General features: G+C 72.0%; 4 protein-coding genes. All 4 read left to right on the forward strand.

Annotated elements, in window-relative coordinates; genetic code table 11:
* Window positions 1–3 precede the first annotated feature (3 nt).
* The 4 genes from ED92_RS32905 to ED92_RS32920 all read left to right on the forward strand — a co-directional run bounded on the left by ED92_RS32905 (window position 4) and on the right by ED92_RS32920 (window position 16055).
* Window positions 4–1569 carry an AMP-binding protein gene (locus tag ED92_RS32905; protein ID WP_052121010.1) on the forward strand — a complete coding sequence of 522 codons (1566 nt, stop codon included), beginning with the start codon at window positions 4–6 and terminating at the stop codon, window positions 1567–1569.
* Window positions 1566–2774: a 5-aminolevulinate synthase gene (gene hemA, locus ED92_RS32910; protein ID WP_037345118.1), complete on the forward strand. Its 1209-nt coding sequence runs from the start codon at window positions 1566–1568 to the stop codon at window positions 2772–2774. The genes ED92_RS32905 and hemA overlap by 4 nt, the downstream gene beginning before the upstream one ends.
* Window positions 2775–2786: 12 nt before the next feature.
* The gene (locus tag ED92_RS32915) at window positions 2787–4322 is read left to right on the forward strand and encodes a long-chain fatty acid--CoA ligase (RefSeq protein ID WP_037345119.1); all 1536 of its coding nucleotides are present in this window, start codon (window positions 2787–2789) and stop codon (window positions 4320–4322) included.
* A 210-nt stretch (window positions 4323–4532) separates the two neighbouring features.
* Complete coding sequence (locus ED92_RS32920) at window positions 4533–16055, forward strand: type I polyketide synthase (RefSeq protein ID WP_037345120.1); 11523 nt, start codon at window positions 4533–4535, stop codon at window positions 16053–16055.
* The last annotated feature ends 2 nt before the right edge of the window (window positions 16056–16057 follow it).

Consider the following 16057-nt stretch of genomic DNA (forward strand, 5'->3'; position numbering starts at 1 on the left):
GCGGTGCAGATCGACCACTACGTCAGCCAGCTGCTGGACGTGCTTTCCACGCGGCCGGACGAGATCGCGTTGCGCCACGGCGACGAAGCGCTGACCTCGGCGGAACTCGCGGCGGCCATCACCGGTGCCGCCGCCGCGCTGCGCGACCGCGGGACCGGCGAGGGCGGGGTGGTGGCCCTGCTGACCGTGGGGAACAGCCCGGCGACGCTCATCGGCCGGTACGCCGCCAACCTGATCGGCGCCACCGTGGTGCACCTGCGCGGGATCAACGCCGCCGATCCGCTGGACGAACTCCCGGTCGCCACCCAGGTCGAGATCGTCGACGACACCGGCACCACGGTCCTGCTCACCGACGCGGCGAACCTCGACAGGGCCAGGAAGATCCGCGACGACATGGCGGAACCGGCGGCGTTGGCGGCTTTCGGGGACTTCGGTGACGACGTCGCCGACATCACCGGGACCGCGAGCGAGGTCGAGCCGCGAGCCGAGGGCACCGCGGTGCTGACCTACACCAGCGGGACCACCGGCAGGCCCAAGGGCATCGGCCGCGGGTTCGGCGGGCTGGGCGCGGTGGTCACCAAGGCCCGGCACATGACCGAACGCTGCACGATGCTGGTCACCACGCCGCTCAGTCATTCCGTCTCGTCCACAGTGGACGACGCGGTCGCCTCCGGCGGGATGATCGTCCTGCACGAGGGATTCGACGCCGGCGCCGTGCTCGAAGCCGTGGAACGCCACCGGGTCAACCGGGTCTACCTGGCCACCCCGCAGCTCTACGACCTGCTCGACCATCCGGCGCTGGGCACCACCGACCATTCCAGCCTGCGCGAGCTCTACTACGGCGGGAGCCCGGCCTCGCCGGTGCGGCTCTCCCGGGCCGCGGAGGTGTTCGGCGCGAAGCTGATCCAGATCTACGGCACCACCGAAAGCTGGGTGATCGCCGCGCTTTCGCCGGAAGAGCACCTGAAGCCGGAACTGCTCACCACGGTCGGCAAGGCGGTCCCGTTCGTCCAGGTCGGCATCCGCGACCCGCACGTGCGGCACGAGCTGCCCGCCGGGAAGACCGGGGAGATCTGCGTCCGGTCGCCGATGATGATGGACGGCTACTGGAAGCGGCCCGACCTGACCTCGCGGGTCCTCATCGACGGCTGGCTGCACACCGGCGACGTCGGCTACCTCGACGAGAACGGCTACCTGTACCTGGTCGACCGGCTCGCCGACATGATCAAGACCAACGGCATCAAGGTGTACCCGGCCGAGGTCGAGAACGCGCTGCTGGCCCATCCGGACGTCGCGCAGGCCGCGGTGTTCGGGGTCGCCGACGAGGACAACGTCGAGTACATGCACGCGATCGCGGTGCCGCGCCGGGGCAGGGACGTGGATCCCGCCGACCTGGCCGCGCATGTCGCGCGGGCGCTGTCACCGAGCCACGTGCCGGCGGAGATCCGGCTCCGCGCCGAGCTTCCGCTGACCGACGCGGGGAAGCCGGACAAGCTCCGCCTCCGCGAGGAGGCGAAACCCGCCACCAAGTCCAGCCACGCCAAGCCAGAGAGCGAGTTGACGTCATGACCACCTATCTGGAGTCCTTCCAGCGCACCCTGCAGGGCGAAGTGCTGCAGAAACGCGACTTCCTGGAGATCGGGCGGCAGGCGGGCCGGTTCCCGACCGCCAGCCGGTACGAGGAGGCCGAAGCGGTCGCCGAGATCAACGTCTGGTGCAGCAACGACTACCTCGGCATGGGCCAGCACCCGGACGTGCTCTCCGCGATGAAGGAGGCCGTCGAGCGATTCGGCGCCGGGGCGGGCGGGTCGCGCAACATCGCGGGCACTAACCACTACCACGTGGCGCTGGAACGCGAACTGGTCGAACTGCACGGCAAAGAGGACGCGCTGCTGTTCACCTCCGGCTACACCGCCAACGACGGTTCGCTGACCGTGCTGGCGGGCCGCCCCGAGGACTGCATCGTGTTCTCCGACGAGAAGAACCACGCCTCCATCATCGACGGGCTGCGGCACAGCGGCGCGGAGAAGAAGATCTTCCGCCACAACGACGTCGCGCATCTGGCCGAGCTGCTCGCCGCCGCTCCGGCCGACCGGCCGAAGATGATCGTGTTCGAATCGGTCTACTCGATGAACGGCGACGTCGCGCCGCTGGCGGAATTCGCCGCGCTGGCGAAGCAGTACGACGCCATGACCTATGTGGACGAAGTGCACGCCGTCGGGATGTACGGCCCCGAAGGCGCCGGGATCGCCGCGCGCGAGGGGATCGCCGACGAGTTCACCGTCGTGATGGGCACGCTGGCCAAGGGTTTCGGCACCACCGGTGGGTACATCGCCGGGCCCGCCGCGCTGATCGACGCCGTGCGCACGCACTCGCGTTCGTTCATCTTCACCACCGCGCTGCCGCCCGCCGTGGCCGCCGGGGCGCTCGCCGCCGTCCGGCACCTGCGTTCGTCGGAGCGGGAGCGCGAGATCCTCGCCGACAACGCGCAGCTGCTGCACAAACTGCTCGCCGAACGCGGCATCCCGTTCCTTTCGGACGAGTCGCATATCGTGTCGATCCTGGTCGGCGACGACGCGCTCTGCAAGAAGGTGCACGAACTCCTGTTGCAGCGGCACGGGATCTACATCCAGTCGATCAACGCGCCGAGTGTCCCGTTCGGACAGGAGATCCTGCGCACGGCCCCGTCGGCGGTGCACACCGGCAGCGACGTGCAGAAGATGGTCGAGGCGCTGGACCAGATCTGGCTGGATCTCGGTCTGCCCCGCGGCTGAGAGGGGAGTCCGGTGTCCTTGTCCCTCGCGGCCGTCCTCGCCGATTCGGCGGGCAGGCGGCCGGACCACCCCGCGCTCGTGTTCGACGGGGAACCGTTCTCCTACCGGGAACTCTGGGCCGGGGCGAAGAGGTACGCCTCCGCGCTCCGGGACCAGGGGGTCGCCGCCGGCGACCGGGTCGTGCTGCTCCTGCCGAACACGCCGGAGTTCCCGATGGTCTACTTCGGTGCGCTGGCGCTCGGCGCGGTCGTCGTGCCGGTGCACACGTTGCTCGTCGCGGAGGAGATCCACTACATCCTCGGCGACTGCGACGCCAGGGTGCTGATCTGCGGAGCCGCCCTGCTGGAGCAGGGCGGCGAGGCCGCCGACGCGGCCGGTGTCGAAGTCCTGACGATGCTGGAGGACGTCGACACCGGCCGCGTCCGCCTCGACGTCCTCGCCGGGGCGGCCACCGAGATCGAGCGGTACGAACCGCGCGAACCCTCGGACCTCGCGCTGATCCTCTACACCTCGGGGACGACCGGCAAACCCAAGGGCGCGATGCTGACCCATCTGAGCATCGTGCTGAACGTGGCCACCACGATGCTGTCGCCGTTCGACTTCCACGCCGACGACGTGCTGCTCGGCTGCCTGCCGCTGTTCCACACCTTCGGCCAGATCTGCGGGATGGCGACCTGTTTCCGTGCCGGTGCGACGATGGTGCTGATGTCGCGGTTCGACGCGCGTGCCGCGCTGGACCTGATGGTGGAACAGAACTGCTCGCTGTTCATGGGCGTGCCGACGATGTACGTCGCGTTGCTGGAGGCCGCCGAGGACGAACCTCGGCGGCCTAAACTCGACCGGGCCTTCTCCGGCGGTTCGTCGTTGCCCGTGGCGCTCTTGGAGCGGTTCGAGGCCGTGTTCGACTGCCCGATCTACGAGGGGTACGGCCTCACCGAGACCTCGCCCGTGGTGGCCTACAACCAGCGCGCGTGGCCGACCCGCGCGGGCACCGTCGGCAAACCGATCTGGGGCGTGGACGTCGCCATCGCGCGTGCCGAGACCGAAGACCGGATCGAACTCGTGCCGCCGGGCGAGGTCGGCGAAATCGTCGTCCGGGGGCACAACGTGATGGCGGGCTACCTGAACCGCCCCGAGGCGACGGCCGCCGCGATCGTGGACGGCTGGTTCCGCAGCGGCGACCTCGGCTTCCTCGACGACGACGGTTATCTGTCCATTGTGGATCGCAAGAAGGACATGATCCTTCGCGGCGGCTACAACGTGTACCCCCGTGAGATCGAAGAAGTGCTGACCAGGCATCCCGCGATCGCCCAGGTCGCCGTCGTCGGCGTGCCGGACGACCGGTACGGCGAGGAGGTCTGCGCCGTCGTCGTGGCCGCTTCCGATCGGGAACCCGGGCCGGAGCTGGCGGCGGAGCTCGTGGCGTGGAGCAAGAAGCGCGTCGCGGCCTACAAGTATCCGCGGCGGGTGGAGTTCCTGGACGCGATGCCGCTCGGGCCCAGCGGCAAGATCCTCAAGCGGGAGCTGGCGGACCGGCTCGGTCACTGACTCCTGTCCGACCCGCGCGCGACAGTGCCCCGGTCGTGAGTGGCGTTTCGGGTTAGAACCCGAAACGCCACTCACGACCCACTCGCCGTCTTCGGAACCGCCGCGCCGACCCCTGCCTGCACCCCGCGCGCGACGGTGAACAGGGGCACGTAGGGGTGCGAAAGGGGTCCGTTCCCGCACTAGCTTCGGAATCCCATCCTCGAACCCGAAATGCGGACCATGCGAGACGAACTGATTCTGCGAACTCGACGTGTTCGGCCGGACTGGGCCACGGTGCTGGCCGCTTTCGACGAAACCCCGGACGGGGAGCGGCGGCGGGCGCTCGCCGCGCTGGTCGTCGCCGAGACCGAAGCGGTGCTGGAGGCGAAACCGGGCGCGGGGACCGCGGCTCCCGGCACGCCCTTCGCCGAACTCGGGTTCGATTCCCTCGCGGCCGTGGAGCTGCATCGGCGGATCTCGGCGGCCACCGCGCTGGAGCTGCCGGTGACGCTCGTCTTCGACCATCCGACGCCGTCGGCGCTCGCCGGTCACCTGCGTGACCTGCTCGCCGGGGAGGCCGTGGCCGAGGTCGAGGACTACCAGGCGATCGCCGACGACGAACCGATCGCGATCGTCGGCATGGCCTGCCGTTACCCCGGCGGGATCGGTTCGCCGGAAGACCTCTGGCGGCTGGTCACCGAGGGTGGGGACGCGACGTCGGACTTCCCGGCCGACCGCGGCTGGGACGTGGAGTCGCTGTACGACCCCGACCCCGGGGTGCCGGGCAAGACCTACACCCGGCGAGGCGGTTTCCTCGACGGCGCAGGGGAGTTCGACGCGGGGTTCTTCGGGATCTCGCCGCGTGAGGCGCTGGCGATGGATCCGCAGCAGCGGCTCCTGCTGGAGACGTCGTGGGAGGCCTTCGAGCGGGCGGGGATCGATCCCGCCACCTTGCGGGGGAGCGCGACCGGCGTGTTCGTCGGCGCGGAGACCCAGGAATACGGACCGCGTCTCGGTGGTGCGGAAGAAGGCCTCGAAGGCTATCTGCTGACCGGTAACGCGGCGAGTGTCGCGTCCGGCCGCGTCTCGTACGCCTTCGGGTTCGAGGGTCCGACGGTCACCGTGGACACCGCGTGCTCGTCGTCGCTGGTCGCACTGCACCTGGCAGGGCAGGCACTGCGGCTGGGGGAGTGCCCGATCGCGGTGGCAGGCGGCGTCGCGGTGATGTCGAGCCCCGGCGGTTTCCTCGCCTTCAGCCGTCAGCGCGGGCTCGCGCCGGACGGACGCTGCAAGCCGTTCTCCGCCGCGGCGGACGGCACCGGCTGGTCCGAAGGTGTCGGGATGCTGGTGTTGGAACGGCTTTCCGACGCCCGGCGCAACGGGCACCGGGTGCTCGCCGTCGTCCGCGGCACCGCGATCAACTCCGACGGCGCCAGCAACGGCCTCACCGCGCCCAACGGTGCCGCACAGCAGCGGGTGATCCGGCGCGCGCTGGCGAACGCCGGGCTCGCACCGTCCGAAGTGGACGCCGTCGAAGCACACGGCACCGGTACCGTCCTCGGCGACCCGATCGAGGCGCAGGCACTCCTGGCGACCTACGGCCGCGACCGCGAGCGCCCGCTGCTGCTCGGTTCGGTCAAGTCGAACATCGGGCACACCCAGTCGGCCGCCGGGGTGGCCGGGGTGATCAAGATGGTGCAGGCGATGCGGCACGGTGTGCTGCCCAAGACCCTGCACGCCGACGAGCCCACGCCGAAGGTCGCCTGGTCGTCCGGCGCCGTCGAGCTGCTCGGTGAGACGGCCGCCTGGCCGGAGACCGGGGCGCCCCGCCGCGCGGCGGTGTCGTCGTTCGGGATGAGCGGGACCAACGCGCACGCCGTCCTCGAACAGGCCCCCGCCGAGGAAGAGACCGAGCCGGCGCCGGAAGCCTGGTCCACCTGGCTGTTCCCCGTCAGCGGCCGCGACGAGAACGCCTTGCGCCGTCAGGCCGCCCGGCTGCGTGAAGACCTGCCCGGCGACGACCTCCCGGCCGTCGCCGCCGCGCTCGCCACCACCCGCTCCGCCCTGGAGCGGAGGGCCGTGGTGACCGCCGCCGACCGCGAAGGACTGCTGGCCGGGCTGGACGCGCTGGCCGCCGGTGACGCTCTGCCGAACCTGGTCCACGGGACCGCGGCCGGGACGGCGCGGGTCGGGATCGTCTTCAGCGGCCAGGGCAGCCAACGTGCCGGGATGGGCCGCGAACTGTACCGCCGGTTCCCGGTGTTCGCCGCCGCCTTCGACGACGCCTGCGGGCACCTCGACCTGCAACTGGACCGGCCACTGGCCGAGATCGTGTTCGCCGACGAGGGCACTGAGGAAGCCGGGCTGCTGCACCGCACCGAATACGCGCAGTGCGCGCTGTTCGCCGTCGAGGTCGCGCTGTTCCGGCTGTACGAGCACTGGGGCCTGCGCCCCGATTACGTCGCCGGTCACTCGATCGGCGAGCTGGCCGCCGCGCACGTCTCGGGCATGCTCTCGCTGTCCGACGCCGCCGCGCTCGTCGCCGCGCGGGGACGCCTGATGCAGGACACGCGCGAGGGTGGCGCGATGCTCGCTGTGCAGGCGACGGAGGACGAGATCCTGCCGCTGCTGGGCGACCGTCTCGCGATCGCGGCCGTCAACGGCCCGCGGTCGGTGGTCGTCTCCGGCGACGAGGCCGCGGTCGAGGAACTCGCCGCCGCGTTCGCCGGGCGCAAGACCAAACGGCTCAAGGTGAGCCACGCCTTCCACTCGCACCACATGGACGGGATGCTCGACGAATTCCGCCGGTTCGCCGAGATCCTCACCTTCCGGAAACCGGCGATCCCGCTGGTGTCCACTGTGTCCGGTGACCTGATCGCCGAGGCGACGGCACCGGAGTACTGGGTGGAGCACGTGCGCCGCCCGGTGCGGTTCGCCGACAGCGTGCGGCGTCTGGACGAGCTCGGCGTCGACGTGCTCCTGGAGCTCGGCCCGGACGCGGTGCTGACGCCGATGGCCGCCGAGGTCCTCGACGGTGAGGGCCCGGCGCTGGTGCCGAGCCTGCGCGGGTCGCGGCCGGAGGCGGAGGCGCTCGCCGCGTCGCTGGCCGAGCTGTGGGTCCGTGGCGCCGAACCCGGCTGGCGCCAGGTGTTCGGCGAGCACCCGAAGGCCGATTTGCCGACTTATGCCTTCGAGCGGCAGCGATACTGGCTGATCGACCGGGACACCGCCGGGGATCCCGGCGCCTACGGTCTGGGCGACACCGGGCATCCGCTCCTGCGGGCGTCGGTCACCACGGCCGAAGACGGTGCCCTGCTGCTCTCCGGCAGGTTGTCCCCGCTCACCCAGCCCTGGCTCGCCGACCACGTCGTCGGCGGTGACGTGGTGCTGCCGGGTACCGCGCTGCTCGAACTGGCGTTGCGGGCCGCGGAGCTCGCGGGCTCCGGCGGCGTCGACGAACTGACCCTCGAAGTGCCGATGGTGCTTTCCGAAGCGGGCGTTCAGGTTCAGGTGTCGGTCCGGGACGGCAGGCTTCTGATCTTCTTCCGCGACACGGAGGACGAAGAGTGGACGCGGTGCGCTTCGGGCACCCTCGGCGCGGCGGCACCCGCTCCCGATTTCGGGGCGTGGCCGCCCGCCGGTGAGGCTCTCGACCTTTCCGATCTCTACGACCGGCTCGCCGATTCCGGCCTCGATTACGGGCCGGCGTTCCGGTGCCTGCGCGCCGCGTGGCGGTCCGGTGACGACCTCTACGCCGAGGTCGCCGCCGTGCCGGAGACCCAGGGCGGGTTCGGTGTGCATCCGGCGTTGCTGGACGCGGCCCTGCACGTGCTCGAACTCGGTTCCGGGGGAGGTGGTCCCGCGGCGCTGCCGTTCGCGTGGTCCGGCGTGACCCTGCACGCACGCGGCGCCGACGTTCTGCGCGTCAAGCTCGAGAACCACGTCGCGGGTGCCGAAGCCGGGACGTACTCGGTGTCCCTGAAGGTCGCCGACGGCGCGGGCGAACTCGTCGCGTCGGTGGAATCCCTGGCACTGCGACCACTTTCCACCGCGCCCCGTGCGCAAGATGGCGCGCTCTACGGTGTCGACTGGATTCCGCTTCCCGAGACGCCGGGCGCCGCTGAGTACCGGCTCTACCCGGATCTCACCGCCGTCGACGACGTGCCCCCGGTCGTCGCCGTCCGTTGCACCACTCTCGAAACCGTGCTGGACCTCGTGCAGGCATGGCTCGCCGAAGACCGGTTCGCCCCCGCCCGCCTGGCGCTGCTCACCGATGGCGCCGTCGCCACCGAAAACCCCGATCCCGCCGCGGCCGCCGTCTGGGGGCTCGTGCGTTCCGCGCAGGCCGAGCACCCGGACCGGCTGGTACTGGCCGACGTCGCGGGAGAAGACGGACTCGCCGCCGGTCTGGCTTCCGGGGAACCCGAGTTCGCCGTCCGCGACGGCGCGGTGCTGATCCCCAGGCTGACGCGCGTTCCGAGCCCGGCCCCGGCCTCGTTCACCACCGGCGGCACGGTGCTGATCACCGGCGGGACCGGCGGCCTCGCCGGGCTGCTGGCCCGGTATCTGGTCGAGCGGCACGAGGTGCGCAGCCTGCTTCTCGTGAGCCGTCGCGGTACCGCGGGCCCGCTCGTCGACGACCTCACCGCGCTGGGTGCCGACGTCACCGTCGCTGCCTGCGACATCGCCGACCGCGAGGCCGTCGCGGCACTGCTCGCCGAGCATCCGGTGTCGGCGGTCGTTCACGCCGCCGGCGTCCTCGACGACGCGACCATCACGACGCTCGACCACGAGCGGCTGGCGGCCGTCCTGCGGCCGAAGGTCACCGGCGCGCTCGTCCTGGACGAACTCACCCGCGACCTCGACCTGTCGGCGTTCGTGCTGTTCTCGTCGTCCGCGGCCACCTTCGACGGCGCCGGCCAGGCCAACTACGCGGCGGCCAACGCCTTCCTCGAAGCACTCGCCCTTCGCCGCCGTGCGGAAGGCCGCCCCGGCGTCGCACTGGGCTGGGGTCTGTGGTCCACCGGGATGGGCGAACGGCTCGACGAGGCGGGATTGCGCCGGATCGCCCGCTCCGGTCAGCGGGCACTGTCCGAAGTGGACGGACTCGCGTTGTTCGACGCGGCGCTGGCGGCGGACCGGCCGGTGCTGCTGCCGATGCGGATGGACCGTGCCGCGTTGCGCGCCCGCGCCTCCGCCGAAGGTCTTCCGGCAGTCCTCAAGGGACTCGTCCGGGTCACCCGCCCGGCGCCGTCGGCCGCGCAGCGCGGCGGGCTGGACGAGGCCGCTCTGCTCGACCTCGTCCGCACGACGGTCGCCGCCGTCCTGGGGCACCCGGACGCCCACGCGATCGACCCGGACCGCGCGTTCACCGAGGTCGGTTTCGACTCGCTCGCGGCCGTGGAACTGCGCAACCGGCTGATCGCGGCCACCGGGCTGAAGATCGCGCCGACTCTGGTGTTCGATCACCCGAACCCGCGTGCGGTCGCGACGTTCCTCGCCGCCGGATCCGGTCCCGTCCGGGACGACGTGCCCGCTCCGGCCGAAGCCGACGAGCCGATCGCCATCATCGGCATGGCCTGCCGCTATCCGGGCGGGGTGAGCACACCCGACGACCTGTGGCGCCTGGTCGCCGACGGGAACGACGGCATCACCCGGTTCCCCGAGAACCGCGGCTGGGACACCGACGGCGTCTACCACCCCGACGCCGACCACCGCGGCACCACCTACGTGCGCGAGGGTGGTTTCCTGCACGACGCAGGGCAGTTCGATCCGGGCTTCTTCGGGATCTCGCCGCGGGAGGCGCTGGCGATGGACCCGCAGCAGCGGCTGCTGCTGGAGATCTCCCACGAAGCCGTCGAACGGGCCGGGATCGACCCGAAGTCCTTGCGCGGCAGCGGGACCGGTGTGTTCGCCGGGGTGATGTACCACGACTACGCGACGGGGCTGAACCGCGTGCCCGACGACGTCGAGGGCTACCTCGGCAACGGGACCTCGGCCAGCATCCACTCCGGCCGGGTCGCCTACACCTTCGGCCTGGAAGGCCCGGCGGTCACGATCGACACGGCCTGTTCGTCGTCGCTGGTGGCACTGCACCTGGCCGCGCAGGCGTTGCGCCGCGGTGAATGTTCGATGGCGCTGGCGGGCGGGGTGACCGTGATGGCCACGCCCGAGGTCTTCGTGGACTTCAGCCGTCAGCGCGGCCTCGCGCCCGACGGCCGCTGCAAGTCCTTTTCGGACGACGCCGACGGCACGGTGTGGAGCGAAGGTGTCGGGATGCTCCTGGTGGAGCGCCTTTCCGACGCGCGCCGCAACGGTCATCGCGTCCTCGCGATCATGCGGGGGAGCGCGGTCAACCAGGACGGCGCGTCCAACGGCCTCACCGCCCCGAGCGGTCCGTCGCAGCAGCGGGTGATCCGCCGGGCGCTGGCGGACGCCGGCCTCGAACCGTCCGAAGTGGACGCTGTGGAGGCGCATGGCACCGGGACGCCGCTGGGCGACCCCATCGAGGCGCAGGCGGTGCTCGCCACCTACGGCCAGGATCGGGACCGGCCGCTGTGGCTGGGATCGCTGAAGTCCAACCTCGGCCACACCCAGGCCGCGGCCGGCGTCGGCGGGATCATCAAGATGGTGCAGGCGATGCGCCACGGTGTGCTGCCCCGCACGCTCAACCTCGGCACACCGTCGACCAAGGTCGACTGGACGGCCGGGAACGTGTCCCTGCTGGCCGAGCCCGTCGCCTGGCCGGAAACCGGCGGGCCCCGGCGCGCCGCGGTCTCGTCGTTCGGGATCAGCGGGACCAACGCGCACGTCGTCCTGGAGCAGGCGGAGCCGATCGAACAGTCCACTTCGGACACCTCGCCGCTCGGTGGAGACGTGCTGTCGTTCGTCCTGTCCGGAAAGACGTCCGCGGCCTTGGCCGCGCAGGCGGGCCGGCTCGCCGGGCACCTGACCGACGACGTCTCCCTGCCCGCCGTGGCCCGCGCGCTCGCGGTGACCAGGTCCGCGCTGGACCACCGTGCCGTGGTGGTGGCCGGTGACCGCACCGGGTTGACCGCCGGGCTGCGCGCGCTCGCCGACGCCGCTCCCGCGCCCCACGTGGTCGATGGGGTCGCCGAGAGCGGCAAGGCCGTCTTCGTCTTCCCCGGCCAGGGTTCGCAGTGGACCGGGATGGCGGTGGACCTGCTCGGCTCATCAGCCGTCTTCGCCGAAGCGATGGCCGACTGCGAGACCGCTCTGCTGTCCCATGTGGACTGGAAGCTGACGCACGTCCTGTCCGACGCGGCGGCGCTGGAACGGGTGGACGTCGTCCAGCCGGTGCTGTTCGCGGTGATGGTGTCGCTGGCCCGGCTCTGGCGGGCGTGCGGGATCGAACCCGCCGCCGTGGTCGGGCACTCGCAGGGCGAGATTGCGGCCGCGTGTGTCGCGGGCGCGCTGTCTCTGGAAGACGCCGCCCGCGTGGTTTGCCTGCGCAGCAAGGCGATCCTGGCGCTGTCCGGACTGGGCGGGATGGTGTCGGTCGCGGCATCGGAGGACCGCGTCCGGGAACTGCTGCCCGACGGTGTTTCCGTGGCCGTGGTGAACGGCCCGGCCTCCGTCGTCGTGTCCGGTGACGTCGCCGGGCTGGAGGCACTGCTCAAGCGGTGTGAGCTGCTCGACGTGCGGGCGAAGCGGGTTCCGGTGGACTACGCGTCGCACTCGGCTCACGTCGACGCGATCGAACACGAGGTCGTGACGGCGCTGAGCGGAATCACACCGCGCGAGGCCGAACTTCCGATGTATTCGACCGTCACCGGTGAGCCGATCGACACGGCCACCCTTGACGCCGCCTACTGGTTCCGCAATCTCCGGGCCACCGTCCGGTTCGACCAGGCGGTGCGGCGGCTGATCGCGGACGGGTTCCGGTTCTTCGTCGAGACGAGCCCGCATCCGGTGCTGGTCGCCGGGCTGACCGAACTCGTCGAAGAGGCCGCCGTGCCCGCCGTCGCGCTCGCGAGCCTGCGCCGCGACGAGGGCGGGCCGACCCGGTTCGTCACCTCCCTGGCGGAGGCGCACGCCCACGGCCTGAGCCCCGACTGGGCCGCGCTGCTGCCCGAGGCGGGCTGGGTGGATCTGCCGCCCTATGCCTTCCAGCATCAGGAGTTCTGGCTCACCGACGCCGGGGAACCGGGCGACGCCGCCGGATTCGGACTCGGCGCCACCGGGCATCCGCTGCTCACCGCCGCGACCGCGCTGCCGGGTTCCGGTGGGCTCCTGCTCACCGGCCGGATCTCGACGGCCGCGCAGCCGTGGCTGGCCGACCACGCGGTGCAGGGCACCGTGCTGCTGCCGGGTACCGCGTTCGTGGAACTCGCGCTGCAGGCCGGAACCCACGCGGGCTGCGGCCGGATCGACGAGCTGACCCTCGAAGCCCCGTTGCCACTTCCCGAGCAGGGCGGCGTCCGCGTCCAGGTCGTCCTGGGGTCCGAAGTGGACGGACGCCGCGAGGTCACCGTGCACTCCCAGGCCGAATCCGGTGACGACAACTGGGTGCGGCACGCGTCCGGCTTCCTGACTTCGGAGGAGAACCCGGGAGAGGGCCTGACCGACTGGCCGCCCGCCGGCGCGACGAGCGTCGACCTCGACGGCTTCTACGCCGACGCCGAGGACCAGGGGTACGGCTACGGCCCGGCGTTCCAGGGGCTGCGAGCGGCCTGGACCCTGGGTTCCGACGTCTTCGCCGAGGTCGTCCTGCCCGACGCCGAGGGCGCGGACCGGTTCGGTCTGCACCCGGCGTTGCTCGACGCCGCGCTCCACGCCCTCGGCACCGTCCGGTCCGGCGACGGCGCGGAACTGCCGTTCGCGTGGACCGGGGTGACCGTGCACGCCGTCGGCGCCACCGCGCTGCGGGTCCGGCTCGCCGTGGGGGCGGACACCGTCGCGGTGACGGCGGCCGACCCGGCGGGCGCGCCGGTCGCGACCGTCGAAGGCCTGGTCACGCGGCCCGCCGCCCTGGCCGGCTCGCGCCGCCCGGACTCGCTGTTCCGCGTCGGCTGGACGCCGGTGACCACACCGGAAGCCATCGGGACGCCGACCGTCACGGTCCTGCCCGACGGCGATCTGGCCGCCCTCACCGAGGTTCCCGACGTGGTGCTGGTGCCGGTGGGCGCCGAGGACGGCGACCTCACCGAGAGCGTCCATCGCACGACCGCCCGGGTGCTGGACCTGGTCCGGACCTGGCTGGACGACGAGCGGTTCGCCGACGCGCGGCTGGTGTTGCACACCCGCGGCGCGGTCGCCGACGAGGACGTCCGCGACCTCGGGGCCGCGGCGGCCTGGGGCCTGGTCCGGTCCGCGCAGGCCGAGAATCCTGACCGGATCGTCCTCCTCGACAGCGACACCGACCTTCCGCCGGCGTTGCCCGCCGAGGTGCTGGCCACCGGGGAGGCGCAGCTCGCGTGGCGCGACGGGGAACTGCTCGTGCCGAGGCTCGCCAAGGTCTCCGCCGACGGCACGCTGACCCCGCCCGAGGGGCCTTGGGTGCTGGACGCGCCCCGTCGCGGCACGCTGGAAGCGCTCGCGCTCGTCCCGGCGCCCGCCGCGGCCCGGCCACTTGCCGACGGCGAGGTCCGGATCCAGGTCCGGGCCGCCGGGATCAACTTCCGCGACGTGCTCATCACGCTCGACATGTATCCCGAGGACAACGCGGTGATGGGCAGCGAGGGCGCGGGCATCGTCACCGAGGTCGGTCCGGGCGTGACCGGCCTGAAGCCGGGCGACCGGGTCTTCGGCCTGTTCGACGGCGCGTTCGGCCCGGTCGCGATCGCCGACCGGCGGACGGTCACGGAGATGCCCGTGGACTGGACGTTCGCCGAAGCCGCGGCTCTGCCGGTCGTCTTCCTCACCGCCTACTACGGGCTGGTCGACCTCGGCGGGCTCCGGCCGGGGGAGAAGGTGCTGATCCACGGCGCGACCGGCGGTGTCGGCATGGCCGCGGTCCAGCTGGCCCGCCACCTCGGCGCCGAGGTGTTCGCCACGGCGAGCCCCGGCAAGTGGGAAGTGCTGCGGAGCCTCGGGTTCGACGACGAGCACATCGCCTCCTCACGCACGCTGGACTTCGAGGACCGGTTCGGCCGGATGGACGTCGTCCTGGACTCGCTCGCCAAGGAGTTCGTCGACGCGTCGCTGCGGCTGCTGGGCGAGGGCGGGCGGTTCGTCGAGATGGGCAAGACCGACATCCGTGACGCGGACGAGGTCGCGGCCGCCCATCCCGGCGTCACCTACCGCGCGTTCGACCTGCTCGACGCCGGACGGCCGAGGATCGGCGAGATCCTGGCGGAGCTGCTGGAGCTGTTCAGCACCGGGTCGCTCACCGTGCCCCGGCCGACGGTGTGGGACGCGCGCCGCGCGCCCGAGGTGTTCCGGTTCATGAGCCAGGCCAAGCACATCGGCAAGAACGTGCTCACCATCCCGTCCACAATGGACGAAAACGGGACGGTGCTGATCACCGGCGCCACCGGGACACTCGGCGCGCTGGTCGCCCGGCATCTGGTCACCGTGCGCGGAATCCGGCACCTGCTGCTGGTCGGCCGCCGGGGCCGCGCCGCGGCCGGGATGACGGAACTCGAAGCGGAACTGACCGCCGCCGGGGCTTCGGTGACCATCGCCGCCTGTGACGCGGCGGACCGGACGGCGCTGGCCGCGTTGCTCGCCACCGTCCCGCCGGAGCATCCGCTGACCGGGGTGGTGCACGCCGCCGGTGTCCTGGACGACGGCCTCGTCGCCACGCTGACCCCCGAGCGGCTGGCGAAGGTGCTGCGGCCGAAGGTCGACGCCGCGGTCAACCTGCACGAACTGACCCGCGACGCGGATCTCGCCGAGTTCGTCCTGTTCTCCTCGGCCGCCGGTGCGTTCGGTGACGCCGGGCAGGGCAACTACGCCGCCGCCAACAGTTTCCTCGACTCGCTCGCCCGGCACCGTCGTGCGCAGGGGTTGCCCGCGGTCTCGCTCGCGTGGGGTTTCTGGGCCCAGCTGAGCGGGATGACCGGCCACCTGGGCGAGGCGGATCTCGCCCGGCTCAAGCGGTCCGGGATGAGCCCTCTGTCCACTGAGGACGGATTACTGTTGCTGGACGCCGCCCGTGCCGGGTACGAACCGGCGCCGCTGCCGATGCACATCGACCTCGCCGCCCTGCGGGGCGAGGAAGTGCACCCATTGCTGCGGGGGCTGGTGAAGGCGCCGGTGCGCCGGGCCGCCGCGGCCACCGGCACACAGTCCGAGGGACTCGCCGACCGGCTGGCCGGGCTCGCCCCGGCCGCCCGCGGCCGGGCCCTGCTGGACCTGATCCGCGCGAACGTCGCCGCGGTGCTCGGCTTCGGCTCACCGGAGCAGGTCGGGGTCCGGCAGGCCTTCCGGGAGCTCGGGTTCGACTCGCTCAGCGCGGTCGAACTCCGCAACCGGCTCAACGCGGCGACCGGTCTGCGGCTGCCCGCAACGGTCGTGTTCGACCATCCGACGCCCACCGCGCTCGCCGAAATCCTCGGCGACCGGCTGGCACCCGCCGAAGAAGCCGTTGACGACGAGGTCGCCCGTATCGGCGCGGTCCTCGCTTCGGTGCCCGCCGACCGGCTCCGCGAAGCCGGCGTGCTGGACCTGCTGACCCGGCTGGCCGATCCCGGCTACCGCCCCACCGAGTCGCCCGACGGCGCGGACATCGACGAGATGGACGCCGACCGCCTGATCGCACTCGCTTTCGACGCTTCCGACCCCGCCTGACG

The organism is Amycolatopsis sp. MJM2582 (assembly GCF_000754115.1).
Classification (GTDB): domain Bacteria; phylum Actinomycetota; class Actinomycetes; order Mycobacteriales; family Pseudonocardiaceae; genus Amycolatopsis; species Amycolatopsis japonica.

Bases quoted from the DNA above. Each gene is read 5' to 3' on its own strand.
- ED92_RS32920 (WP_037345120.1), top strand. From the start codon at position 4,533: ATGCGGACCATGCGAGACGAACTGATTCTGCGAACTCGACGTGTTCGG.
- hemA (WP_037345118.1), top strand. From the start codon at position 1,566: ATGACCACCTATCTGGAGTCCTTCCAGCGCACCCTGCAGGGCGAAGTG.